General features: G+C 71.3%; 16 protein-coding genes and 1 pseudogene. 5 read left to right on the plus strand and 12 right to left on the minus strand.

Features of this window, described 5'->3' with window-relative positions:
• Nucleotides 1-47: 47 nt before the first annotated feature.
• The 4 genes from QQS16_RS07920 to QQS16_RS07935 all read right to left on the minus strand — a co-directional run bounded on the left by QQS16_RS07920 (nucleotide 48) and on the right by QQS16_RS07935 (nucleotide 8,741).
• Nucleotides 48-1,709, minus strand: a complete 1,662-nt coding sequence (locus tag QQS16_RS07920; protein ID WP_286060904.1) for a cellulase family glycosylhydrolase — start codon at nucleotides 1,707-1,709, stop codon at nucleotides 48-50.
• 122 nt (nucleotides 1,710-1,831) lie between these two features.
• Complete coding sequence (locus QQS16_RS07925; protein ID WP_286060905.1) at nucleotides 1,832-3,301, minus strand: alpha-amylase family protein; 1,470 nt, start codon at nucleotides 3,299-3,301, stop codon at nucleotides 1,832-1,834.
• Nucleotides 3,302-3,785: 484 nt separating this feature from the next.
• Complete coding sequence (locus tag QQS16_RS07930) at nucleotides 3,786-7,160, minus strand: pyruvate carboxylase (protein WP_286060906.1); 3,375 nt, start codon at nucleotides 7,158-7,160, stop codon at nucleotides 3,786-3,788.
• A 99-nt stretch (nucleotides 7,161-7,259) separates the two neighbouring features.
• Nucleotides 7,260-8,741 (minus strand): MFS transporter, encoded by a 1,482-nt coding sequence (locus QQS16_RS07935; protein ID WP_286066248.1) that lies wholly within the window; start codon nucleotides 8,739-8,741, stop codon nucleotides 7,260-7,262.
• A gap of 384 nt (nucleotides 8,742-9,125) precedes the next feature.
• Here QQS16_RS07935 and QQS16_RS07940 point away from each other — a divergent pair, with 384 nt between their 5' ends.
• From QQS16_RS07940 to QQS16_RS07950, 3 genes and pseudogenes are all read left to right on the plus strand, one after another.
• Nucleotides 9,126-9,929 (plus strand): DUF427 domain-containing protein, encoded by an 804-nt coding sequence (locus QQS16_RS07940; protein WP_286060907.1) that lies wholly within the window; start codon nucleotides 9,126-9,128, stop codon nucleotides 9,927-9,929.
• Between the two features lie 48 nt (nucleotides 9,930-9,977).
• A pseudogene (locus QQS16_RS07945) lies at nucleotides 9,978-11,246 on the plus strand (hypothetical protein); the annotation flags it as partial.
• Nucleotides 11,247-11,310: 64 nt separating this feature from the next.
• Nucleotides 11,311-11,532, plus strand: a complete 222-nt coding sequence (locus QQS16_RS07950) for a hypothetical protein (RefSeq protein ID WP_286060908.1) — start codon at nucleotides 11,311-11,313, stop codon at nucleotides 11,530-11,532.
• A gap of 684 nt (nucleotides 11,533-12,216) precedes the next feature.
• Here QQS16_RS07950 and QQS16_RS07955 read toward each other — a convergent pair.
• The 4 genes from QQS16_RS07955 to QQS16_RS07970 all read right to left on the minus strand — a co-directional run bounded on the left by QQS16_RS07955 (nucleotide 12,217) and on the right by QQS16_RS07970 (nucleotide 16,432).
• Complete coding sequence (locus QQS16_RS07955; RefSeq protein ID WP_286060909.1) at nucleotides 12,217-12,648, minus strand: hypothetical protein; 432 nt, start codon at nucleotides 12,646-12,648, stop codon at nucleotides 12,217-12,219.
• A 175-nt stretch (nucleotides 12,649-12,823) separates the two neighbouring features.
• Nucleotides 12,824-15,136 carry a DUF6571 family protein gene (locus QQS16_RS07960; protein WP_286060910.1) on the minus strand — a complete coding sequence of 771 codons (2,313 nt, stop codon included), beginning with the start codon at nucleotides 15,134-15,136 and terminating at the stop codon, nucleotides 12,824-12,826.
• A gap of 22 nt (nucleotides 15,137-15,158) precedes the next feature.
• The gene (locus tag QQS16_RS07965; RefSeq protein WP_286060911.1) at nucleotides 15,159-15,668 is read right to left on the minus strand and encodes a hypothetical protein; all 510 of its coding nucleotides are present in this window, start codon (nucleotides 15,666-15,668) and stop codon (nucleotides 15,159-15,161) included.
• 341 nt (nucleotides 15,669-16,009) lie between these two features.
• Nucleotides 16,010-16,432: a YjbQ family protein gene (locus tag QQS16_RS07970; RefSeq protein ID WP_286060912.1), complete on the minus strand. Its 423-nt coding sequence runs from the start codon at nucleotides 16,430-16,432 to the stop codon at nucleotides 16,010-16,012.
• A 150-nt stretch (nucleotides 16,433-16,582) separates the two neighbouring features.
• Here QQS16_RS07970 and QQS16_RS07975 point away from each other — a divergent pair, with 150 nt between their 5' ends.
• Nucleotides 16,583-17,650 (plus strand): NAD(P)-binding domain-containing protein, encoded by a 1,068-nt coding sequence (locus QQS16_RS07975; RefSeq protein WP_286060913.1) that lies wholly within the window; start codon nucleotides 16,583-16,585, stop codon nucleotides 17,648-17,650.
• Nucleotides 17,651-17,662: 12 nt separating this feature from the next.
• Here QQS16_RS07975 and mltG read toward each other — a convergent pair whose 3' ends face one another.
• Nucleotides 17,663-18,502 carry an endolytic transglycosylase MltG gene (gene mltG, locus QQS16_RS07980; RefSeq protein WP_286060914.1) on the minus strand — a complete coding sequence of 280 codons (840 nt, stop codon included), beginning with the start codon at nucleotides 18,500-18,502 and terminating at the stop codon, nucleotides 17,663-17,665.
• A 43-nt stretch (nucleotides 18,503-18,545) separates the two neighbouring features.
• Nucleotides 18,546-20,420 carry an ABC transporter ATP-binding protein gene (locus QQS16_RS07985; protein ID WP_286060915.1) on the minus strand — a complete coding sequence of 625 codons (1,875 nt, stop codon included), beginning with the start codon at nucleotides 20,418-20,420 and terminating at the stop codon, nucleotides 18,546-18,548.
• Between the two features lie 247 nt (nucleotides 20,421-20,667).
• Here QQS16_RS07985 and QQS16_RS07990 point away from each other — a divergent pair, with 247 nt between their 5' ends.
• On the plus strand, nucleotides 20,668-21,123 hold the full coding sequence (locus QQS16_RS07990; RefSeq protein ID WP_286060916.1) for a MarR family winged helix-turn-helix transcriptional regulator: 456 nt from the start codon (nucleotides 20,668-20,670) through the stop codon (nucleotides 21,121-21,123).
• Nucleotides 21,124-21,358: 235 nt separating this feature from the next.
• Here QQS16_RS07990 and QQS16_RS07995 read toward each other — a convergent pair whose 3' ends face one another.
• Nucleotides 21,359-22,777, minus strand: coding sequence for a cation:dicarboxylate symporter family transporter (locus QQS16_RS07995; protein WP_286060917.1), 1,419 nt, complete (start codon nucleotides 22,775-22,777; stop codon nucleotides 21,359-21,361).
• Between the two features lie 176 nt (nucleotides 22,778-22,953).
• Nucleotides 22,954-24,576 (minus strand): peptide-N4-asparagine amidase, encoded by a 1,623-nt coding sequence (locus tag QQS16_RS08000; protein WP_286060918.1) that lies wholly within the window; start codon nucleotides 24,574-24,576, stop codon nucleotides 22,954-22,956.
• Between the last annotated feature and the right edge of the window lie 120 nt (nucleotides 24,577-24,696).

A 24,696-nucleotide genomic window follows, 5' to 3' on the forward strand; every position in this document is an offset into this window, starting at 1 on the left:
GCGGGGGTCGACGAGCACCCCCGCCGGAGCGCGACGGAAACCGTACGTCAACCGGTCGCGCAGGCCGCGCCGTTGAGCGTGAACGCGGTGGGGGCCGGGTTGGTGGCGCCCTTGGTGCCGATGAAGCCGAGGGTGACCGAGCCGTTCGCGGCGATGGTGGAGGTGTAGGAGGCGGGGGTGACGCTCACCGAGCCGCCGCTCTGGGTGGCGGTTCCGCCCCACATGTTGGTGACGGTCTGGCCGCCCGCGAAGGTGAAGCCGAGCGTCCAGCCGCTGACGGCCGTGGTGCCGGTGTTGCGGATGACGATCTCTCCCTGGAAGCCGCCGGACCACTCGTTGGTGGCGCGGTAGCCGACCGAGCAGATGCCGCTGGGCCCGCTCGCCGTGGTGACGTTCACGGCCGCCGAGCGGGCCGAGCGGTTCCCGGCCGCGTCCCGGGCGTACACGGCGAAGCTGTACGCGGTGGCGGCGGTGAGGCCGGTCACCGTGACGGAGCTGCCGGTGGAGACGGCGACCTTGGTCTCCGAGCCGCCGGTGACCCGGACCACGTCGTAGCCGGTGACGCCGACGTTGTCGGTGGCTGCGGCCCAGGTGAGGGTGGCGGACGTGGCCGTCACCGCGGAGGCGGCCGGGGTGCCGGGGGCCGTCGGGGCCTGGGTGTCCCCCGGGTTGCCGCCGCCGAAGACCGTCGCCTCGCGGGAGGTCTGGGCGATGCCGTTCGCACCGTGGAAGATGCGCTGCCCCCAGGAGCTGAGCTGGTTCGGATCGAAGCCGATCGCCAGGTCGAGGATCGGGTCGGTGTTGCCGCTCCACGACCAGGCGAGGTAACCGAGGTCGAGCCGCTCGGCGGCGGCCATCATGGTGTCCTCGTCCGGGTCGCCCCACTGGTCGGCGGGCCCGCCGAACTCGCCGATGACGAGGGGCAGTCCGGCGTTGACGAAGGCGTTCAGGTAGTCGGTGATCTCCTGGGCGGTGTCGTAGACGCTGTACATGTGGATCGAGAAGATCAGGTTGCCGGTGGTGTCGGCGTCGTACACGGCCTGGGCGTTGGCGCGCATGACGCCCTGCCAGTCCTGGCCCCAGTTGGGCGCGTCCACCATGATGGTGTGCTCGAATCCGGCACCGCGCAGCTTCTTGACGGCGGCGATGGTGGGATCGGTCCAGCCGGCCGGGTTGGTGTTGCCCCACGGCTCGTTGCCGATGTTGATGATGACGTAGTTCTCTTCACCGGTCAGCACGCTCTTCAGGCCGATCCAGTAGTCGGCCGCGTGGTCGAGGGTCCCGGCCGCGGCTTCCTCGCCGTACCCGGTGGTGTCGTGCACCTCCAGGACGCAGATCAGCCGGTTGGCCTTGCACTGGGCGACGACGTTCGCCACGTCGGCCGCGCTGTTCGCGGTCCAGCGGTGGCCGTCGGCGAGGACGACGCGGACGGTGTTGGCGCCCAGCGCCTTGATGTCGGCCAGCGACTGCGTCTCGTTCGGATACCAGGTGTGGGCGTGGTTGACGCCCCGCATGACGAAGTCGTTGCCGTTGCCTTCTAGCAGTCTGCCGTCACTGATGTGCAGGCCGGTGGCCCGGGCGCCGGTCGCCTGGGCGTGGGCGACGGCCGGGCACAGCGCGCCGAGGACGGCGAGCCCGACGAGGGCAGCGAGCCCGGCCAGCAGCCTGGCCAGGGGATGGGTGCGCGTCGTGCTTCTTGCTGATCTCACTGCGGCTCCAGAGGGGAGTGAGCGCCAAGAAACTCAGGCATCGATGGGGTTATGGGAGCGCTCCCATGAAGCCATCACGTCGGGTACACGTCAAGACATCGCGCAGCCCGAACCGCCCGCCGTCACCAGGTCCCCGGGTCGGCGGCCGAGACGGACAAGACGTGGCAGTGCCAGGCTTCCAGGGCCACGAACAGCCCCTGGTCGGCCAGTTCGTCACCCTCACGGTCGTACGTCCGCCCGGTGAGCAGGTCGGTCAGGCGGTGCCGTCGGCCTCGCAGGCCGTCCCAGCCGAGCGGCACCCACGCCCGGGCGGTGCGGTCGCCGTGGTTGACGACGACCAGGTGGCGGGCGTCCGGGTGCGTCCAGGTCCAGGCCAGCAGGTCGCGGTGGGTGTCGTCGTCCGGCCGGCCCCTCGGGTCCGCCTGCCGCCACTCGCCCCGGCGTACGGCGGCCGCGACCGGCAGCAGGCGGTCGTGGAACGCGCGCAGCGCCTCGTCGACCGGCTCCTGCGGCCCGCGCGAGAGGAACACCGGCAGGCGCACCCGGCGGCCCTCGAACTGGCCCTCGTGCCAGAGGGTCGCGCCGGGCAGCGTGGCGAGGGCCACGGTCGCCGCCCGTCCCCGCTCTCCCGGCAGGGCGGCGGCGGCCCGCGGCTCGTCGTGGTTCTCCAGGAAGCGGACCAGGCCCCGCTGGTGGGTGAGGCCGGCCCGCAGATGGCCGCGGACGGCGTCGGCGTCCTCGTGGAGCAGACGGTCGTAGAGCCGTTTGTCGTAACAGAGGTCGAAACCCTGCCGGTGGAGCGCCGCTTCGAGGTCCCAGTACGCTTCCGCGACGAACAGCAGGTCCGGGTGGTGCTCGCGGACGCGCGTGACGACGTACGGCCAGAAGTCCTCGGCGGGCGGCGGGCCCGCGCGGTCCTGCCAGGTCCTCGCGAAGACGTCGTTCATCAGCAGCATCGCCATGTCGCAGCGCACGCCGTCCGCCTGGTCGCCGATGGACACGAGCGTGTCGACCGTCGCGGCGCGCAGGTCGTCGCTGAAGGCGTTCAGCTGCACCACGTCCGGCCAGGGCGGGAAGTACGGGTCCCGGCCCCGGGCGTAGACCCGTCCGCCGGCCTCGACATGGGCGCCGGGGGCCCGCGCCAGGTCGTCCGCGGTGCCCTGGATCAGGCAGCCGGGGCGTTCGGTGAGCCAGGGGTGGTCGGGGGCCACGTGGTTGGGCACGAAGTCGACAAGCAGCCGCAGCCCGCGGGCGGCCAGCCGGGCACGGGCCTCGGCCAGACCCTCGGGCCCGCCGAGGGAGGCGTCGACAACGTAGTCCCTTACGCAGTACGGCGATCCGGTGATGTCCGCCTCGGTGAGGTCGGGCAGGGCCGCCCGGAACGACGCCAGGAGCCCCTCGTCCCCGAGGGCGATCCGCACCCCGGCCGGGCTGCGCTCCCAGACACCCATCAGCCACACGGTGTCGACACCCGGTCGTGCGACCTGGTCCCAGACCTCGTCGGGCACGTCGCCGAGGGTGACGGACCGGCCGTACCGTCGGCTCAGCTCACCGAGCCACACCAGGGTGTTGATCTCGAGGATCACCGTCATGGCAGCGGCTCCTCACGGTCGCCGGGTGCCCTGCCGGGCGAGGCCGGTCCGGTGGGCGGCGCCGGGTCCCGCGCCGCCGCCGCGGTGGGCGCACTCTCCGCTCGTGCCGCCGTGGACGTACGCGTCACCGGCGCGGGCGTGGACGTACGCCTCGCCGGCCCCTGCGCCGGCGCCCTCGCCCCGGCGGTGGGCGCGGGCCCGGTCGTCGGTGCGGGACGACCAGGTGTCACCGTCGGGGCTGTCGTCCCGCCGCCTGCCGTGTCCGGGTGCCGCTCGCTCAGGTGCGGGTCCCGGCGCCGTCGGGGCGCCACGCCCGCGCCTGCCTCCGCCGGCCGCCGCTCGGCGTCCGCACCGCCGTCACGCGCCATCGCCGTCCTCCTCGCCGCCCCGCCCGCGCGTCCGGAGTGGGACGGCTGGGGCGGGGCCGCGACGGCGGAGGACGCCGCAGGGCGCCGTGGTACGGCTCGGGCGACCCTGGCCCGGCTCACGCCAACTCGACGAGCAGGTCGCCGCCCTCCACCTGCTGGATCTTGTTGATCGCCAGCCGGGAGACCCGCCCGGCCCTGGGCGCGGTGATCGCCGCCTCCATCTTCATCGCCTCGATGGTGGCGACGGTGGCACCGGCGTCCACCTCGTCCCCCTCGGCGACGGTGAGCGTGACGACCCCGGCGAACGGGGCGGCGACATGGCCGGAGTTGGCGCGGTCGGCCTTCTCGGTGGTGGGGATGTCGGAGGAGACCGCGGCGTCCCGGACCTGGATGGGCCGCAGCTGCCCGTTCAGGGAGGACATCACGGTGCGCATGCCCCGCTCGTCGGCCTCGCCGATGGCTTCCAGCGCGATCAGCAGCCGCACACCGGGGTCGAGGTCGACGGCGTACTCCTTGCCGGGCCTGAGCCCGTAGAAGAAGTCCTTGCTGTCCAGCAGGCTGGTGTCGCCGTAGGTGTCCCGGTGGGTCTCGAACTCGCGTGTCGGGCCGGGGAACAGCAGCCGGTTGAGGGTGGCGCGCCGGTCCTTCTCCAGGCCGGTACGGTCCTCGGCGGTCAGTTCCTGGACGGGCTTGGCCTCGGCGCGGCCCTGGAGCGCCTTGCTGCGGAACGGCTCCGGCCAGCCGCCGGGCGGGGTGCCCAGCTCGCCGCGCAGGAAGCCGATGACGGAGTCGGGGATGTCGAACTTGTCGGGCGTCGCCTCGAACTCCTCGGGTGCCACTCCGGCGCCGACGAGGTGCAGTGCCAGGTCGCCGACCACCTTGGACGACGGGGTGACCTTCACCAGGTGGCCGAGGATGCGGTCGGCGGCGGCGTACATCGCCTCGATGTCCTCGAAGCGGTCGCCGAGGCCGAGCGCCACCGCCTGGGTGCGCAGGTTGGAGAGCTGGCCGCCGGGGATCTCGTGGTCGTAGACGCGTCCGGTCGGGGAGGCGAGGCCCGCCTCGAACGGGGCGTAGATCCTGCGGACGCTCTCCCAGTACGGCTCCAGGTCGCCGACGGCCTTCAGGCCGAGGCCGGTGGGCCGTTCGGAGTGGTCGGTCGCGGCCACGATCGCCGACAGCGACGGCTGCGAGGTGGTGCCCGCCATGGACGCCACCGCCCCGTCCACGGCGTCCGCGCCGGCCTGGATCGCCGCCAGGTAGGTGGCGAGCTGCCCGCCCGCGGTGTCGTGGGTGTGCAGGTGCACCGGCAGGTCGAACTCGCGGCGCAGGGCGGAGACCAGCTTCGCGGCGGCGGGGGCGCGCAGCAGGCCCGCCATGTCCTTGACGGCCAGCACGTGGGCGCCCGCGTCCACGATCTGCTCGGCCAGCCGGAGGTAGTAGTCGAGCGTGTACAGGCGCTCGTCCGGGTCGGACAGGTCGGAGGTGTAGCACAGGGCCACCTCGGCGACGGCGGTGCCGGTGGCGCGTACGGCGTCGATGGCGGGACGCATCTGGCCGACGTCGTTGAGCGCGTCGAAGATGCGGAAGATGTCGATGCCGGTGTGCGCGGCCTCCTGCACGAAGGCGTCGGTCACCTCGGTCGGGTACGGGGTGTAACCCACGGTGTTGCGGCCGCGCAGCAGCATCTGCAAACACAGGTTCGGCACGGCCTCGCGCAGGGCGGCCAGACGTTCCCAGGGGTCCTCGGCGAGGAAGCGCAGGGCGACGTCGTAGGTGGCGCCGCCCCAGCACTCCAGGGACAGCAGCTGCGGCAGGGTCCGGGCGACCACCGGGGCGACGGCGAGCATGTCCTTGGTGCGGACGCGGGTGGCGAGCAGCGACTGGTGGGCGTCGCGGAAGGTGGTGTCGGTGACGCCGATGGCCGGCGACTCGCGCAGCCACCGGGCGAAGCCCTCGGGACCGAGTTCGGTGAGTGTCTGCTTCGACCCGGCGGCGGGCTCGGTGTCCTCGACGCGCGGGAGCTTGCCGGTGGGGTCGATGAGGTCGGGCCGCTCGCCGTGCGGCTTGTTCACCGTCACGTCGGCCAGGTAGGTGAGCAGCTTGGTGCCGCGGTCCGCGGAGTGGCGGGAGGTCAGCAGGTGCGGGCGCTGCTCGATGAACGACGTGGTGACGCGGCCGGCCTGGAAGTCCGGGTCGTCGAGGACGGCCTGGAGGAACGGGATGTTGGTGGACACGCCGCGGATGCGGAACTCGGCCACGGCGCGCCGGGCGCGGTTGACCGCGGTGGTGAAGTCCCGGCCCCGGCAGGTGAGTTTGACCAGCATGGAGTCGAAGTGCGCGCTGATCTCCGTACCCGCGTGGGTGGTTCCGCCGTCGAGCCGGATGCCGGAGCCGCCGGGTGAGCGGTAGGCGCTGATCCGGCCGGTGTCCGGGCGGAAGCCGTTGGCGGGGTCCTCGGTGGTGATCCGGCACTGGAGGGCGGCGCCGCGCAGGGTGACGGTCTCCTGGGAGAGGCCGAGGTCGGCCAGGGTCTCGCCGGCGGCGATCCGCAGCTGTGCCTGGACGAGGTCGACGTCGGTGACCTCCTCGGTCACCGTGTGCTCGACCTGGATGCGGGGGTTCATCTCGATGAAGACGTGGTTGCCGTCGCGGTCGAGCAGGAACTCCACGGTGCCCGCGTTGCGGTAGCCGATCTCCCGGGCGAACCGGACGGCGTCGGCGCAGATCCGGTCACGCAGGGCCGGGTCGAGGTTGGGCGCCGGCGCCAGCTCGATGACCTTCTGGTGGCGGCGCTGCACCGAACAGTCCCGCTCGAACAGGTGGATGACGTCGCCGTGGCCGTCGGCGAGGATCTGCACCTCGATGTGACGGGGTTCGACGACGGCCTTCTCCAGGAAGACGGTGGCGTCGCCGAACGCGGACGCCGCCTCACGGGCCGCCGCCTCGATGGACTCCCGCAGCTGCGCGGGCTCCTCGACCCGGCGCATGCCGCGCCCGCCGCCGCCTGCCACGGCCTTGACGAACACCGGGAAGCCGACGTCCTCGGCGGCGCGGACCAGTTCGTCCACGTCGCTGGAGGGCGCCGACGAGCCCAGGACGGGTACGCCGGCCGCGCGGGCGGCGGCCACCGCGCTCGCCTTGTTGCCCGTCAGTTCCAGGATCTGCGCGCTCGGTCCGACGAAGGTGATGCCCGCCTCTTCGCACGCGCGCGCGAGGTCCGGGTTCTCGGACAGGAACCCGTAGCCCGGGTAGACCGCGTCGGCACCGGCCAGGCGGGCGGCGCGGATGATCTCCTCGACGGACAGGTAGGCCCGCACCGGGTGCCCCGGTTCACCGATCTCGTAGGCCTCGTCCGCCTTCAGCCGGTGCAGCGAGTTGCGGTCCTCGTGCGGGAAGACGGCGACGGTCCGCGCACCCACCTCGTAGCCGGCGCGGAACGCGCGAATCGCGATCTCACCACGGTTGGCGACCAGTACCTTGCGGAGCATTCCCGATCCCTTCGGCCTGCCGGTGAAGAACACCATGGTCTCGGCTATACCCCGGCCGTGCCATGAGACCCGGATCACGTGCCCGGTGTGTCGCGGAACTCAGACCGGACCGAGCCCGGTCCCGCCCTTGAGACGCTCCAGATCGGAGGGCCTGACCTGGATGACCAGGACCGCGATGAGCGCGGCGACCGCCGTGAAGACCGCGGCCACCACGAAGGCCGCCGAGATGCCGGCGGTGAGCACCTCGTCGGCCCAGGGCGGCGGAAGCTGCCCGGTGCGTTCGAAGCGCAGCCGCTCGGCCGGGGTCGCCTGGGCCAGGAAGCGCGGTATCTGCTTCTCCGCCTCGTTGGTGTTGGCCGTACCGAACGTCGTGACCAGGATCGACAGGCCGAGCGAGCCGCCGACCTGCTGGGTGGCGTTGAGGAGCCCGGAGGCCGCTCCGGTCTCCTGGGACGAGACGTTGGAGAGCGCCATCAGGGTGAGCGCGACGAACTCCATGCCCATCCCCAGGCTGAACACGAGGATCGGGCCCAGGACGCTGCCCGCGTAGGTGGAGTGGACGTCGGTCAGGGTCAGCCAGGCCAGGCCCACGGCGGCGAGGATCGCGCCCCCCACCATGAAGGGCTTGGGCCCGAAGATGGGCAGGAACCGTGAGGCGAGGCCGGCGCCGACCGCGATGACCGCGCTCACCGGCAGGAAGGCGAACCCGGTGGCCAGCGGACTGAAGTCCAGCACGTTCTGCACGAAGAGCGTGAGGAAGAAGAACATGCCGAAGATCGCGGCGGCGAGGCACAGCATGATCCCGTACGTGCCCGCCCGGTTGCGGTCGGCGAACATGTGGAGCGGGGTGATCGGCTGCGGGGAGCGCCACTCGATCAGGACGAACCCCACCAGGATGACGACGGCCGCGGCGAACGAGGCCAGCGTGAGCGTGTCCCGCCAGCCTTCCTGCGCCGCCCTGATGAACCCGTACACCAGCAGGACCATGCCCACGGTGGAGGTGAGCGCGCCGGCGATGTCGAAGTGGCCCGGGTGGCGTTCGGACTCCCTGATGTAGCGGGGCGTGGCGAGGGCGATGAGCAGCCCGATGGGGACGTTGACGAAGAGCACCCACCGCCAGTTGAGCCACTCCACGAGCATCCCGCCCGCGAGGAGCCCGATCGCGCCGCCGCCCGCCGAGACCGCCGCGAAGACGCCGAACGCCCGGTTGCGCTCGGGTCCTTCGCGGAAGGTGGTGCTGACCAGGGAGAGGGCGGTCGGGGACGCGATGGCGCCGCCGACACCCTGGAGGGCACGCGCGGCGAGGAGTTGGGGCTCGTTCTGCGCGAACCCGCCGAGCAGGGAGGCGAGGACGAACAGCAGCACGCCGAAGACGAACACGCGCCGCCGGCCGAGGATGTCGCCGACCCGGCCGCCGAGCAGCAGCAGACCGCCGAAGGTGAGGGTGTACGCGTTGACCACCCAGGCCAGGCTGGTGGTGGAGAAGCCCAGGGAGCGCTGGATGTCCGGCAGCGCGATGTTCACGATGGTGATGTCCAGGACCACCATCAGCTGACAGGACGCGATGACCAGCAGGGCCATGGTGTTCCCGCCACCGCCGGATTCCCGGGTGGTGGTCTGGGGCGCGGAAGTCGGGTTCGGGTCAGTGCTCATTTGGCTCGCACTCTCGGGGGTCGCACCCTCGCGAGGGGCCGGTGAACGGTTTCGTCCACCGCGGTGTCCACCGTTCGACGGTACGCCCGCGCCCTGGCCCCCACCACTCGGATTCGGGGCCGGGCCCACTCGGACTCCTGGGCCGGGGCGGGGCCCTGTCACAGACGTCGGGCCGGCCGGCCCCCGCCCCGCCGGCCCGGCCCGCGCACCGTCGCCGACGCCACTGTTCGCGGCCATGACGCTCGCGGGGCCATGATGGAGTGGTCGGGGACGGGGAACCGGCCCCGTCGGGCGAGCCGGAGGAGACCGACCATGACCACTCATCCCGCCGCGCAGGGCATCCGCACCACGCCGGAGGGCCTGCTGTGGGAGCCCAGCGAGCGCTGGGTGCGCGGGCGCAAGGGCGAGGTCACCGTCGTCGACAGCAGGCGCCCGGTCCTCGTGTGGGAACCGGGCGTACCCGTGCCGCTGTACGCGTTCCCGCGCGAGGACGTCCGGGAGGATGTGCTGCGTCCGGCCCAGCACCCTCCGACGGACCGCCGCACCGGGGTACGGGAGTTCTACGACCTCGACGTCGGCGGAGTGGTGGTCCGCAACGTGGCCTGGACGTTCACCGCCACCGACCTGGCCGGTCATCTCGCCTTCGCGTGGTTCCGGCGCTGGGACAGCGGCCTCGACCACTGGTACGAGGAGGAGGAAGAGATCTTCGTCCACCCCCGCGACCCGCACAAACGCGTCGACGCCCTCCCCAGCAGCCGCCATGTCCAGGTGGAGGTCGCCGGCCTGCTCGTCGCGGACACGCACCGGCCGGTGCTGCTCTTCGAGACCGGACTGCCGACCCGGTACTACGTTCCCCGCGAGGACGTCCGCCTCGATCTGTTCGAGCCCACCGACCACAGCACGGGCTGCCCCTACAAGGGGACGGCTCAGTACTGGAGTTGGCGCGGCGCGGAGGACGTGCCGGCGAACGTCGTCTGGAGCTACCCGGATCCGCTGCCGTCGGTGGCACCCGTGCAGGGGCTCCTCGCCTTCTACAACGAGGCCGTGGACATCGCCGTGGACGGCGCACGCCTGCCGCGTCCGGTCACGCCGTTCACCGCGAGCCTGTCGGCCTGACCGCGCCCGTGGCCCGGGGCCTGGTGTGCTGTGGGGGCCTCACCGGTGAGGATCACGCCCGCCGGGCTGCTGCGTCCCCGTCCGACGCTGTCCCTGGCGCGGTACGACCCCGCGGGGCACGACCGGGAGTCTCCCGGCCACGACCAGAAGCCCCGGGCGCACGCGCGCGAACCTCGGGTGGGCCCCGTGGCCCGGACCCCACCGGCCTGGGCGGACACCGGTCAGCGGATCATCCTCTCCCTGTGGGACAGGTCCGCACCGACGACCGGCGTCACCCGCATCCCCGTCCCCGTCGGCGGTTCCGTCTCGACCTGCACCGCCACCTGCGGGACGCGCGCAGGGCCGGTGAGCTGCGGAGCCGGTCCCGGGCCGGCCGAGAGGACGTCCAAGGCGCCGCCGTCCCGGCCTGGGATCTGCTGGGCTCGGTGCCGCCAGGGCGTGGCTGTGCCGTCGGTCGGTGGGCGGCCGAGGCGGGGATCCTGCTCCGCGCCGAGGGGCGGCCACCGGAACCGTCGCCGGGCGCTGCGGAGGCCGGCACCCGCTGCTCCTGCACTTGCATGTGCGCCTGCACCTGCACCTGCTCGGGGACCCGGGCGGGGCCGGGCCGCCCGTACCGCGGGTCGCGGCGGTGTCCGGTGTCCGCGGACGGCGACGCCGGCGCGCTGCCGGTCCGGCCCGACACGGCGACCTGGGTGCCGCCCGACCTGGAGCTGATCCACCCCGGCTGGGTCGAAGTCGGCCGCCTGCACCCGCTGGTCGCGTCCGCGCTGGCGCCGGACCGTCCGCCGACCGGTCCCTGCCGGACATCGGACCCGGCCGACCCGGCCGGACAACCGCGTCTCGTGGAGTGCCGGGGAGCCAGGCACCGCATCGCCCTGGTCGACGGAATGCTGGCGACGCTGGACCACGTCCCGGGCGAGATCCGGCGGGAGGAGCTGCCGGCCGCGCTGACCGGCACCCCGCTGCCCTGTCTGCGGGTGATCGACGAGGCGCACCGTCGTCGGGAGTGCCTCACCGACGTCCGCGTCCGCCTCGACCACGGCTCGCCGGTGCGCTGGCCGTCGTCGAGGGCCTGCTGGGGGCCCTGAGGCGCTGGTGCGCGACGGCGCCCTGCGGGACGAACTGGAGGCGGCCGCGCGGCGGTGGATCGCGTACGGACTGGTCCGGGCGGGCACGCGGGCCCCGCGCCCGGCCGAGGACAACCCCCACCACGTGCCCGGCTCACCGCGCCCCTGGGCCCGGGTGGCGGACATCGGGCAGGCGCTTCCTCTCTTCCGCGATGCGGAAGTGACCCCGGAAGCGACAACAATTTGCTGATCGATCATGCCAAGTGGCAGCATCGCGCGGATCGCATCCATCCAGTTGGCGCATACTGGTGACAATGCCAAAGTCACCCATGCCCAAGCGTCATCTGCCGACCAGCCCCTTCAAGGCCCCGGTCGTGCCGGTCCCCAAGCAGTTCGTCGTAGGAAGCCGAGTCACTCATGATGTGTACGGCCTCGGCCGGGTGACCGGTGTCGAGGAGGGCATCGCGGTGCTCGTCGACTTCGGATCACAGCAGACCCGGATCATGAGCCCGTACTCCAAGCTGACCAATCTCTGAGACCTGCTGCGCCCGAGTCAGTCGCGGCGCAGCAGGCGGTCGCCCGCTTCCAGGCCCCGTCAAGGGGCCCGTCCCACACCGCTCTGCTTGGCATGCCCGCAACGAAGGCGAGACTCCCATTCACACGTCCCCGCTGTTCTCCGACCCGGAGCCGAGTCCTCTGCAGTCCACGACGGATTCGCCCCCTCCGACCAGGAACCCCTTCCAGGCTCCCCCGGACGTGATGGAGGAGGCCTTCGACGCCCCCGCCATCGCGCCCGTGGTCCCCGGCACCCAGGAGCGACCGCGCGGCCCCCGCACGTCGTCGGCTCATTGACGGGCCCGGATCACCGACCGGCGAGGTATCTCAGCCGAACGCGACGGTCGGCGTCGTCCTGGCTGTCCTGTGGGTCCCACGTGTGCGAGGACTCCAGGGGAGCCGCCGCACGCCGCGCCGCCGCTGGTCGCCGCGTGCCGCCCGGGGCGCAGGACTGAGGCGGCACTCCACACGTACGGACGGCACCGTGGAGTCGTGGGCCTGACCTGGTCTCTTCAGGTCGGGCCCCCAACTGTTCCCAGCCGGCAGCGCTCCTGCCCGCGCGCTCTCCCGGAGGGCGGTCCGTACCCGCGGGGCGAGTCGAACGCCGACCCTTCACGGGCCGACGGCATCGGAGGTGCCGCCCGCGTTACGGGACTTGTCCCTCATCACGGTTGCCGGTCACACTCATCCGACTTCTCGACCGTCTCGGTGAAGGAGACGATCAGACGCTTCATGGCGTCGGCGTCCCTGTGGTCGGAACCGTAGGCCTGAATTCCGGTGTAGAGCTCTTGCCCGTACTTCTCGTCGACGCAGTCCTCCGTCTTGCCGAACGCCTGCCAGTCGGAATACACGTACCGGCCCCCGTCCGCGGTCTCCTCCACCCGCTCGAGGGTCTGGCCGCGGAGGAAGTACGCCGTGTCATGGCCGCCCTGCCACCATGTCTGGACCGTTCTGACGGCGAGCTTTCCGTCCACGCGCACATCGCACCAGGTCGACGCGGGGTTGACTTTGGGTTTGACGGAGAGCTTCTTCCCCGGCGGGAGGAACGGAGTGAGTTCCTTGGCGTCGACGCGTATGCCGCAGAGGGTGCCCGGCACGGAGTAGTCCCTGGTCTCTTCGTCGGCGCCGCATCCCGTGACCACGGGGGCCAGGACGGCGAGGAGGACAGCGACGCAGGCAGGACCGGAGCGTGGTCCGGGAACCGGTCGACGGCGGGTCATGGTGGTACCTCTCGAGGGCTGCTTGGTATCCGGGTGGGGTTCGGCGACTCGGTCAGGACGTGGTCCGGCTCCCCGGGGTACGGCCGTCGACGATCGCCTGGGCGTTGTAGAAACCCTGTCTGCCGCTTTCCCGGGCCCAGGTCTCGGCGTCGGCGGGGTCGACCATGCCGTGCTCTTCCGCGGCCAGCCGGGCCGCCTGGCCCGAGCGGCTGCCGTTGCTCTCCAGGCTCTGCTGCCAGCGCTCACCCCTCGCGTCCTCGGAATCCTCCAGTTCCGTGCTCTTGAAGTCCTGGAACATGGCTTCGAGGACGGTGCCGGTGACGGTGGTGGTGGCACCGCCCGCGACGGCTCCGACCCAGGGGGTGGCGACGAAGGAGGTTCCCACACCGACCGCCGTACCGAGACCACCGGAGATGCCGCTCTTGACCAGGTCCATCGAATCCTTGTAGGCCTCGTCCCGCTCCTTCCCGGCCGCCGCCAGTTCCTCCTGGCGGCCCAGGCCGAGGATGCCGGAGACCTCCCCCGACTTCGTCGCGATCTGCCGCACCACGCCTTCCGTGTCGTCGTCCACGACCTGGCCGGCAGGCAGATCGGGGTTGAGGTGGTGCTCCATCAGCTGGCTCATGTAGGCCTTCTGGCCCACCTCCACCGCCGCGTAGCCGTCCGGGTTCTGGCCCACCGTGAAGAGGAGCTTCGTCACGTCCCGCGGATCGAGGACGGCCTCTTCCCCGTACATCGGGTACATCTTCTGCGTCCGCTCCCACGACGTCGAGTCGGGGTCGGTCCGATCCGCGTCGCTGATGGACCGATTGATGTCCGGGAGGTACTCAGAGGTGATCTGCCCCACGCTGTCGAGCATGTGTCCGTGCTTGAGCAGACGCTCGTCCGGGTCCTCACCGATGGACGACACGAGGCGCTCCATGAGCTTGGTCTGCTCGGCGTTGTGGTGCGGGGTGTCCAGCGTCGGCCGCTCACCGGCCGGGTGACCTGTGGTGGCGGCCTCGAGGGCCATCGCCAGGTTGTTCCGTCCCGCGACGCTCTCCTCGTGTTCGGAGTCGAAGTCGGTGGGCCAGTCGCGTTCCTCGAAGAGGTAGTCGAAGTTGGTCAGTGACTTCCTGACCTCCTCGCCGTCCTTCTTCTCGGTGAAGTCGTGGTCCTCGTCCTTGGTGAGGAAGGTGCCGTTGAAGAAGGACGTCGCGGCGTCCGGGTTGTTGGCAAGGGCCTTGAGGTAGCCCGTCACAGGGTCCCAACCGGTGTCCGTGCCCGTGTGGTTGAGCGTCGCGTCGGGGCCCATGCGCTGCCAGGCGCCGTGCCGCCCGTTGCCCGTGAACTTCTTCTCCGTGGCCATGAGCTTGTCGCCGTAGCTGTTCAGGAACCGGTCGTCGTAGTCGCCCCAGCGCATCAGGTTGCTCATCACCTGTCCGCCCAGCGGGAAGCCCCCGCCGCGGCCCACGGGCTGGTCGACCAGGGCCACCATGTTGCCCTTCCAGGAGGTCATCGCGGCGCTGTCGCTCTGGGTGGCGGTGGCGAGGGTGAGACCCAGGTTCTTCTGGAGGTCGTCGAACTGTTCCCGGCGGTCACGGCGCAGGTCCCAGCCGGTGTTCGGGTCGGTGACGCCGGTCCAGAAGTCCAGCGTCTTCCGCGGTCCGAGTGCGGTGGCGAAGCGTTCGGCGAACAGCGGGTCGGCGGAGTACGTGTTCAACCCCTGGTTGAGCCGGTCGAATTCGGCGGTGGACAGCTCATCCGGGTCCTTCTTGGCGAGTGCCGCCAGGTCGTCGGCTGTCCTGAGCGCTTCGGCGGCCGCGTCCCGGTCCTCGTAACTGGCGTCACCGAAACCGTGGTTGGTCTGTTCGGCCAGCGCCTTGAGGACCTTGCCGGCGGAGACGTCGCTCTCGGTGGCCTTGCCGAGAATGCCCTGGATCTCGTCGCGCAGGGCGTTGACGTCGCCCTGGGTGTGGGAGGGCGGGGTATGGCCCTCCGCGGCGCGGTCCGGGTGGACGTTCATGGTGACGGTGAAGCCGCCGTCACCGGTGTCCATCACGGTGAGGTTCTTCTTCAGGCCGCGGTCGATCGCGTCCTTCAGCTGGGTGTGGTACTTCCTCAGCTCCCCGGCGGTGTCCTTGAGGACGCCGTGGATGGACTTGGCCTGGGTGTGGGCGTCCTTGATCTCGCCGGCCGTCTTGCCGATGAACTCCTTGGTGACCTGTGAGTTCTCACCGGCCCAGCTCGCCTTGTTGGCCGCCTGGTGCAGGCCTTTTTCGGCGTCCTCGGCGAGAGTTCGGAGGTTGCGGACGATGACCGACCAGTCCTCGACGGCATCGTCGAGCAGTGTCAGATTGGCATGGCGCAGAGTGTCGAGATCCATGAGTGGGGCCCCCGTTGTGCGGTTACTTCTTCTCGCCGTAGATCGGATTCTGGTCCCCGGCCGGTCCGACCCGCTCGTCGAAACCGGCGTCGAGGGTGGCGATGCTGCTCATCTGCCGCAGGATGTAGGCCTCGTCACCGTTGTGGATCTTCTTGGTGACCTGCATGTGGTTGGAGATGTGCGCGCAGGCGTCGAGGACGGTGTTCAGCTGCGTGGACCAGCGGTTCGACACGTGCTGGAGCCCGGAGCCGAGCGCGAACCCCTGTGAGGCCAGGTCGCTCGCCGCCTTGTCGACGCTCGTGTTGTCCAGGCGGGCCTGGTCCCAGAGCCGGTCGTAGAGCGTACGCGCGTGGCTGCCGATCCTGGAGAGGTCCTGCTGGTTGGCCTTGAGGTCACCCGTGCTGCCGGGTGTCGTCGGGACCGGGCCCGGGCCGGAGTCACCGGGGTACTGGTTGAGCTGCATGCGCGTCGCGTCGCCCTGCCGGCGGTCCAGCGCTTCAGTCTTCAGTTGGTCCCACTCGGCCCACGCCACCGACCCGCTCCTTTACCCCCGACGGCCATCGTCGGCAGGCCGCTGAACGGCACCGACGCCGCTAGCGTAGTCATTCGTCCTGACGTTCGGGACCGCTGCCCCGAGTTTCCCTCAGATCCTCCACAGGACGCGGCCCGGGTGGCAGCGTGCATTTCGTCCCCGGAGCCGGGGCCGGAGCCCGAGCCGGAGCCCGAGCGGGGGCCGGAGTCGGGGCCGGAGCCCGAGCCGGGGCCGGGGCCGTCAGACGGCCTTCCCTACCGGCAGGCCTTCTCGTCCGACCGACCTGCTCGACGCCGGGCCCGGCTCGCGGCGGCACCCAGGACGGTCTTGGCCGCCCTGGGTCATCCCAGAAAACTCAACCGCACCTGACGGTCGGGATTGTCCTTGTTGGTGTCGACCAGGCACACCGACTGCCAGGTTCCCAGCTCCAGCCGCCCGCCGACCACCGGAAGCGTGGCGTGGGGCGGGACCAGGGCCGGCAGGACGTGGTCGCGGCCATGGCCGGGGCTGCCGTGGCGGTGCTGCCAGCGGTCGTCGGCGGGCAGCAGGGTGTGCAGGGCGGCGAGCAGGTCGTCGTCACTGCCGGCGCCGGTCTCGATGATCGCGATGCCCGCCGTGGCGTGGGGGACGAAGAGGTTCAGCAGGCCGTCGCGACCGGCGGCCGCCTCGCGCAGGAAGGCCTCGCAGTCGCCGGTGAGGTCGGCGATCCGCTCCGTCGAACCGGTGGCCACATGCAGGACTCGGGTGGTGAAGACGTCTGACATGTCTCCCATCCTCACCCGAACACCGCGTTTCACACGCGCGCGTCCGGCCGTCCGACGCTACGAGTGGTCGGCTGCGCGGGACGGACGCCGACCGTCAGCGGGTCACCCGGCCGCGGGAAGATCCACGCCACCCGCTCGGTTGGTAGAAACGTGAACAACACCCGGGTAGTCGTCATCGGCGCCGGCCAGGCGGGACTTGTTGGCGCCTATCACCTGCGCCGCGTCGGCTTCGAGCCGGACCGCGACTTCGTCGTGCTGGACCACTCCCCCGGTCCCGGCGGCGCCTGGCAGTTCCGGTGGCCGTCGCTGACGTACGGCAAGGTGCACGGGATGCACGCCCTGCCCGGCATGGAACTCACGGACGCCGATCCGGCCCGGCCGTCCGCCGAGGTTGTCTCCGCCTACTTCGAGGCCTACGAGCGCGCCTTCGACCTGCGGGTCAGGCGCCCGGTCGACGTCCGTGCCGTGCGCGAGGGCCACGGCGGGCGGCTGCTCGTGGAGACCTCGGCCGGGACCTGGTCCACCCAGGCGCTGATCAACGCCACCGGCACCTGGGACCGGCCGTTCTGGCCGCGCTACCCGGGCCAGGAGACCTTCCGGGGACGGCAGTCGCACACCGCGTACTACTCCGGGCCCGCTGAGTTCGCCGGGCAGCGGGTCGTCGTGGTGGGCGGCGGCGCGTCCGGCACCCAGCACCTGCTGGAGATCGCCCCCTACGCGGCCTCCACCACCTGGGTCACCCGACGGCCGCCCGTCTTCCGCGAGGGGCCCTTCGACGAGAACGTGGGACGGGCCGCGGTCGCGCTGGTCGAGGAGCGGGTGCGGCGGGGACTGCCGCCGAAGAGCGTCGTGTCGGTGACGGGGCTGCCGCTCAACGACGCGATCCGGCAGGGGATCGCGGACGGCGTCCTGGACCGGCTGCCGATGTTCGACCGCATCACGCCCGAGGGCGTGGAGTGGGACGACGGGCGGCGCGTGGACGCCGACGTCATCCTGTGGGCGACCGGTTTCCGGGCCGCGATCGACCATCTGTCGCCGCTGCGGCTGCGCGAGTCCGGCGGCGGGATCCGCGTCGACGGCACGCGGGCGGTCGCCGATCCGCGCGTCCACCTCGTCGGGTACGGTCCGTCGGCGAGCACCGTCGGCGCCAACCGGGCGGGCCGAGCGGCCGTACGCGACATCAGGCGGCTGCTGAGCGAGACCGCGGTCGCCGCCTGACGTCCGCCCGGGTCAGCCGGCCTCGGGTGAACTGCGCTGGTTCAGGTTGAACTCGGCGACGTTGCGCTGGTGCTCCGCGTAGTCGGCGGTGAACCGCGTGTCGCCCGGCTTGACCGTGACGAAGTACAGCCAGTCGCCCGGGGCCGGATTGATCGCGGCCCGCATCGCGTCCTCGCCCGGGTTGTCGATCGGGGTGGGCGGCAGGCCCATGCGCTGGTACGAGTTGTAGGGGCTGTCGATCCGCGTGTCGGCGGCGGTGGTCTTCAGCGTGGAGCGGTTCAAGGCGTAGTTGAGCGTCGAGTCCATCTGGAGCGGCATGCCGCGCTCCAGGCGGTTGAAGACGACCCGGGCCACCTTCCCCATGTCGGCCTTGGTGGCGGCTTCGGCCTGGACCAGACTCGCGATGGTGACGGCCTGGTAGACGTTCATCGCGTTGCGCTGCGCGCCGGCCGCGACGGGGGCGCCGTTGAACTTCTTGTTCGCGGTGTCGACCATGTACGACAACAGTTGCTCCGGCGTCGCGTTCTCCCGGAGCGGATAGGTCGCCGGGAAGAGGTAGCCCTCCGGGTTGCCCTCCGCGTCGCCCGGCAGCTTCAGGTGAGCCTTGGCCAAGGACTTCTTGGTGGTACCCGCGGGCAGGGCGAGGGCCTGGTCGACGGCGTCGTAGACCTGGCCGGCCCGCCAGCCCTCCGGGATGACCAGGGTGGCGGGCTTCCGCTCCTCGTCGCCGTCCAGGGTCAGCAGCGGCACCGCCACGGCGGTGCCGGCCACGACGGCCCCGGTCGCGATGAGGGCCAGTCGGCCCCGGCGCGTCAGTCGGATCGTGCTCCGTGGCGGAGTGTTCATGTGCATGCGGGCACGGTAACCCGCTAAAGCTTATAAACCCGACATATCATCATCTTGTCGGCTCCAGTCGGGCGTCCCGCTGAACCAGGGCCGCGTACCGCCCGCCTCGCGCCAGAAGTTCCTCGTGCGAGCCGCGTTCGGCCACCTGCCCGGAGTCCAGGACGACGATCTGGTCGGCACCCCGGACGGTGGACAGACGGTGGGCGATGGTGAGCGTGGTGCGGTTCGCCGAGAGCGCGTCGATGGCCTCCTGCACGAGGTGCTCGGTCCGCGTGTCCAGGGCGCTGGTCGCCTCGTCGAGGATCAGCACCGGCGGGTCGCGCAGGATCGTGCGGGCGATGGCCAGGCGCTGCTTCTCCCCGCCGGAGAACCGGTGGCCGCGCTCGCCGACGACGGTGTCGTAGCCGTCGGGCAGGGCCGCGATGTGGTCGTGGATCTGGGCCGCCTTCGCCGCCAGCTCCAGCTCCTCGTCGGTGGCGTCCGGCTTGGCGAAGCGGAGGTTGTCGGCGACCGTGGCATGGAAGAGGTACGTCTCCTGGGAGACGACGCCGATGGCACGGGCGAGGGTGTCGAAGTCGAGGTCGCGCACGTCGATCCCGTCCAGGGTGACCCGGCCCCCGGTCACGTCGTACAGCCGCGGCACCAGGTAGCCGAGCGTGGACTTGCCCGCGCCGGTCGGGCCGACGACCGCGAGACTGCCGCCCGCGGGGACGGTGATGTCGATGCCGTCGAGAACCGGGGGCACCTTGGTGTCGCTGTTGTCGCGGTCGTCACCGTTGTCGCGGTCGTCACTGTTGTCGCGGCCGTCGCTCTTGTCGTGGCCGTCGTAGCGGAACTCGACGTTCTCGAAGCGGATCTCGCCCTCGATCTTGTCGAGGTGGACGGGATTCTCGCGCTCGGTGATGTCGATCGGCAGGTCCAGGTACTCGAAGATGCGCTGGAAGAGCGCGAGCGAGGTCTGGATCTGGACGCCGGTCGACAGCAGGCTCACGGCCGGGCGGAACAGGCCCTGCTGGAGCGAGACGAAGGCGACGATGGTGCCGATGGACACCTGGGGGCCGCCCGCCTGGAGGGCGAGGCCCGCGGTCCAGTAGATGACGGCGGGCATGGCGGCCATGACGATCGTGATGACGGCCATCCGCCAGCGGCCCGCCATGTTCGACCGCACCTCGAGGTCGACGAGTTCCTCCGACTCCGCGGAGAAGGACCGGGTCAGCGAGTCGGAGCGGCCCATCGTGCGGCCGAGCAGGATGCCGCTGACCGAGAGCGACTCGGTGACGGTCGCGGCCATCACGGCCATCTGCTTCTGGCGCTGGGTGGTGATCTTCTTGCGCTCGTTGCCGACCCGGCGGCTGATCCAGACGAAGACCGGCAGCAGGAGCAGCGATACGACCGTCAGGCGCCAGTCGAGGACCACCATCGCGATGATCGTGGCTACCACGCTGGTCAGGTTGGAGACCAGGGAGGTGGCGGTCGAGGTGACGGTGGCCTGCATGCCGCCGATGTCGTTGGCGATGCGGGACTGCACCTCACCGGTCCGCGTGCGCGTGAAGAAGGCGAGGGACATCCGCTGGAGGCGGCCGTAGACGGCGGTGCGCAGGTCGTGCATGACGCGCTGGCCGACCGTCGTGGAGATCAGGGTCTGCAGCACGCCGAAGATGCTGGTGAGGACGGCACTGAGGATCATGCCGAGCGCGAGCAGGCTCAGCAGTCCGGTGCGGCCCTCGGGGATGGCGACGTCCAGCGTCTCCTTCAGCAGGAACGGGGTCGCCACGGTGACCAGGGACGCGGCGCCGACCAGCAGGCCGACGATCGCGAGCCGGCCGCGGTAGGGCTTGAACAGCCGGAGGATACGGCGCACCTGCCGGGGTTCTTCGGTCGAGGTGCCGGGGGGTGGGGTCCAGGTGATGTCGTCGCGGGGCATGGCTCCTACGGAGGGTGAGGCGGCGGGCGGGCGGGGTGGGGGCGAGCGGTCGGGACCGGTGGTCGAATGGTCCCTGCCGGGGGACCGGTGGTCCTGGTCAATGCCGGGGACCGGTGGTCCTGGTCAATGCCGGGGACCGGTGGTCCTGGTCAATGCCGGGGACCGGTGGTCGCATGGTCGCGACTGACGGAGCTTAGCTCATTGTTACCTACACTCACAATGAACTGCATCCTGATATTGTTCCCGTATGACCACCCCCGATCCCGACGGCATGCTCGCCGAGCAGTTGCTGCGGCTGACCCGCCGTATGCACCGGATCCAGAAACGCCACCTGGAGCAGCGTCTCGTCGGTGTGACCCCGGCCCAGTCCCGGCTGCTGCGCACCCTCGCCCACTGCGACGCGCCGCCCCGGATGGCCGACCTCGCCCAGCGCCTGGAGGTGGTGCCGCGGGCGGTGACGACACTGGTCGACGGGCTGGAGACGAGCGGCAAGGTGCGGCGGGTCCCGGACCCGGCCAACCGCCGGGTCATCCGCATCGAGCTCACCGACGACGGCCACAAGGCCGTGCGGGAGTTGAACGGGGCGCGCCGGTCCGCGGCGGAGGAGATCCTGGCCCCGTTGACGGAGGAACAGCGCACCCTGCTCGGCGGGTTGCTGGACACGCTGGTGGACGGGGCTCCGGTGCGAGAGCGCACCTGCTGAGCCGGAGACGACGGCGGGGAACCGCGGACGGCAGCGGGTAACCGGGGACGACGGCGCGCCCGCGGACGCCGGCGTCGGCGGTGGCGGTGGCCGTGGCGGTCCAGGCGTTCGGCCGCCGCCGGGTGACGCGTCACACGTCACGCCCCACGGGCCACGGCCGTCGCTCGTCGTGCTGGAGCGGCGGCCGCGGCCCGTGGCGTGACAGGGGGCGCGACAGGAGGGCGTGACAGGGGCGTCAACCGACCTCGGAAGCAGGCTCCTTGGACGACTGGGCGGGTACCGCGGGGAGCCGCGGCGCGGAGTCGGCCTCCGGCGCCTCGGCGGCGGCCGTGCGGCCGGGCCCGTCGTCGTCCGCCGTCGGGACGGTCTCGCCGTTCAGGACCCTCCTCGCCTTGTCCGCGTCCAGCGCGCCCTCCCAGCGGGAGACCGCGAAGACGGCCACACAGTTGCCGAGCAGGTTCGTCACGACCCGCATCGAGTCCATGATGCGGTCCACGCCGAGGAGCAGCGCCACGGCGCCGGCGGGGATGGCGCCCAGCGAGGAGGCGGTCGCGGACAGGGCGAGGAAGGCGGAACCGGGGATGCCCGCCATGCCCTTGCTGGTCAGCATGAGCACGAGGACCACGGTGATCTGCTGGCTCAGGCTCAGGTCCACGCCGACGGCCTGGGAGATGAACAGCGTGCCGATGGACAGGTAGAGGGAGGCGCCGTCGAGGTTGAAGGAGTAACCGGTGGGCAGCACCAGGCCCACCGCGTCGTCCCGGGCGCCGGCCCGCCGCAGTTTCTGCATCACGCGCGGCATGACGGACTCGGTGGAGGCGGTGCCGAGGGCGAGGAGCATCTCCTCGCGGATGTAGCGCACGAACTTCCAGAGGCTGAGCCCGGTGACCGCCTTGAGCGCGACGGCGAGCAGCACGATGAAGAGCGCGGCGGCGACATAGCACAGGATGATCAGCTTGGCGTACGTCTCGATCACACCGAGGCCGTACTGGCCGATCAGGACGGCCATCGCGCCGAACACCGCGATCGGGGCCAGCCGCATGACGAAGGCGACGATCGCGAAGATGATCTCCTGGGCCTGCTCGATGGCGGGCAGCACCTGCGGCACCTTGGTGTGGCCGAGGTGCAGCAGCGCGGCACCCACCAGGCAGGCCAGAATGAGCACTTGCAGCAGGGAGTTCTCGGCGAAGGCGCCGATGAAACTGGTGGGCAGCGCGTTCACGACGAACTCGGTCGTCGAGGGCAGCGAGCCGCCGCCGGTCTTCGCGTCGACCGCCGAGGTGTCGAGGGTGGCCGGGTCGACGTTCATCCCGGAGCCGGGCCGGACCACGTTGGCGGCGATGAGCCCGATGAGCAGGGCGAGCGTGCTCGCGACCTCGAACCAGATCAGGGCCTTGAGCCCGATCCGCCCGAACGCCTTGAGGTCACCGGCCTTGGCGATACCGACGACGACCACGCAGAACACCAGCGGCGAGATGATCGTCTTGATCAGCCGGGTGAAACCGTCGCCGAGCGGCTGGAGATCCGTGGCCACGTCGGGCCACAGCTTCCCGACGACGATTCCGAGGACGAGCGCGCAGCCGACCTGCGCGAACAGAGAGGTACGCAGTACGCGTGCGACGCGTCGCGGCAGGGACGGGACGGACGGCGGCACGGGGCACTCCTTGTGGGGGGAACGTGGGACGGCAGCACGCAGAATGAGAGGACTTCTGCGATACGGAAACATGATTCCGTGCCGATCACTTTGGGGGTGCCATTGATCCCGTGGGGGACGTCCGCGTTTCGATCTTGTAAATCACCCTGCGCGTGACGCGTCGCACGCGACTGGCCTCAGCAGCCCCGGCGGTCCGCGGTGAGCACGCCCTGGACGGACACCAGGGAACGGTCGTAGCACCCGGCCGACCCGCGGATCCGGTAGCGCTCGCTCGTCGTGCCGACCGCGTGCCGCTGGTCGCGGGGCACGTTCACCGTGTACGTCGCGTCACCCGTGTACGTGTCGTCCAGCCGCGACCACGCGGTGCGCCGGTCGCCCCGCGACTCGGTGACGGCGGCCCGGTCACCGAGGGTCAGCACGGTCCGCAGCCGGTCGCCCGCCCCCAGCGTGGTCGTGCCGTCCATCGTGTACGTCCGCTGCGTACGCGTCACCCGGTCCGGTCCGCGCCCGTCGACGGTCACCGACTCGTCGTCCGTCCACGTGGCGTCCAGCGCGTCGACGTTCTCCCCGTCGGTCCAGCGGTGTGTGGAGGTGTTCACCAGGGAGCGGCTGACGGTGGTCGTCACCCGGCCGTGCGAGGTGTCGACGTATCCGGCGACGGTCAGCCCATGGCCGCCCTCGGTGTCCACGCGGTGCTCCGCGCCGGGCGTGTACGCCGAGGAGTCGGTGAGAGAGGTCGGCCGGTGCGTGGTCAGCCGGCCGCCGACATGCGCGCTCTTCGCGTCCTGCCAGACCAGCACGTTGACCGGAGCGCTCCAGCCGCTCTGCCCCTCGGGCACACCGACGACCGAGACCTCGACGCGGTGCGGGCGGCCGTCGTTGAGGATCCCGGCGAACGGCGTCAGGTCGTATTCGATCGGCTTGACGTCGAAGGCGCGCGGTCCCGGGACGACGTACCAGAGGAAGGGGTTGGACCAGCCGCCGGTCCACACGGTCGGGAAGGGGGCGGCGATCCCCGCGAGCTGGTCGTCGACCTCCACCTGGACCTCGCGGTACGGACCGCCGGCGGTCCGGCAGGAGTACGGGGCCGGGTCGGGCACCGTCAGATACCAGTACTCCTCGCAGCCGCCGCCGGACCCGGTGGCGTACACCTCGGCGACGATGCGTTCGCTGTTGCGCGGGGTGGTGAGGGTGGACTGGTCGGTGAGGGTCAGGACCTGGTCCGGTGTGGCGGCCGGCCTGCCCGCGTAGAACGTCAGGGTGACCTTGACGTCGATGATGCCGGTGTACGTGTCGTCGACGACGTTCCCGATGAGCATCTCGACGTCCTGGCTGTCGCGGAAGGTGTCGCTGTAGCGCGTGACGTCCTTCTCCACGGACCACTCGATGCCGTCGGGCGAGGGCTGGGGCGTCGAGGTACGGAAGATCTCCACGCCGCCGACGTGGACATGGCCGAGCCGGTCGAACTGGCGGCCCTTGACCTTGCCGTCCAACCGCAGTACGACCTTGCTCCAGCGGTCACCGCAGCCCTGGGGCGGGGTGTAGGTGCCCCGGTACGGGGTGAAGTCCCGGAACTGCGCCTCGGCCAGCGTGACCCGACAGGACCTCCCGGTGGGCTCGGCGACGGGCGGGACCGCGGTGACGGGGTCGTGCCAGTCGGTGCCGAACTCGGCGGGGGCTTCGGCGGGGTGGGGCGGCGAGGCGGCGGCCCGCGCGGAGTGGGCCGGGCCCGCGCCGAGGAGGGTGCTCGCGAGGAGGGTCGCTCCGGCGAACATGGACATGATGATCCGTCTCTTCATGGCCGGTGTTCTACGGCCATGCGGACGTCCGCCGCAATGAGGCCTCCCGCGCGGGGGCGAGGGCGCGGCGCCGCCCCCAGGTCAGCCGGTTCTGTGCGCCCCACCGGAAAACCGTTTGCT

Origin of the sequence: Streptomyces sp. ALI-76-A, assembly GCF_030287445.1 — a bacterium.
Lineage (GTDB): Bacteria > Actinomycetota > Actinomycetes > Streptomycetales > Streptomycetaceae > Streptomyces.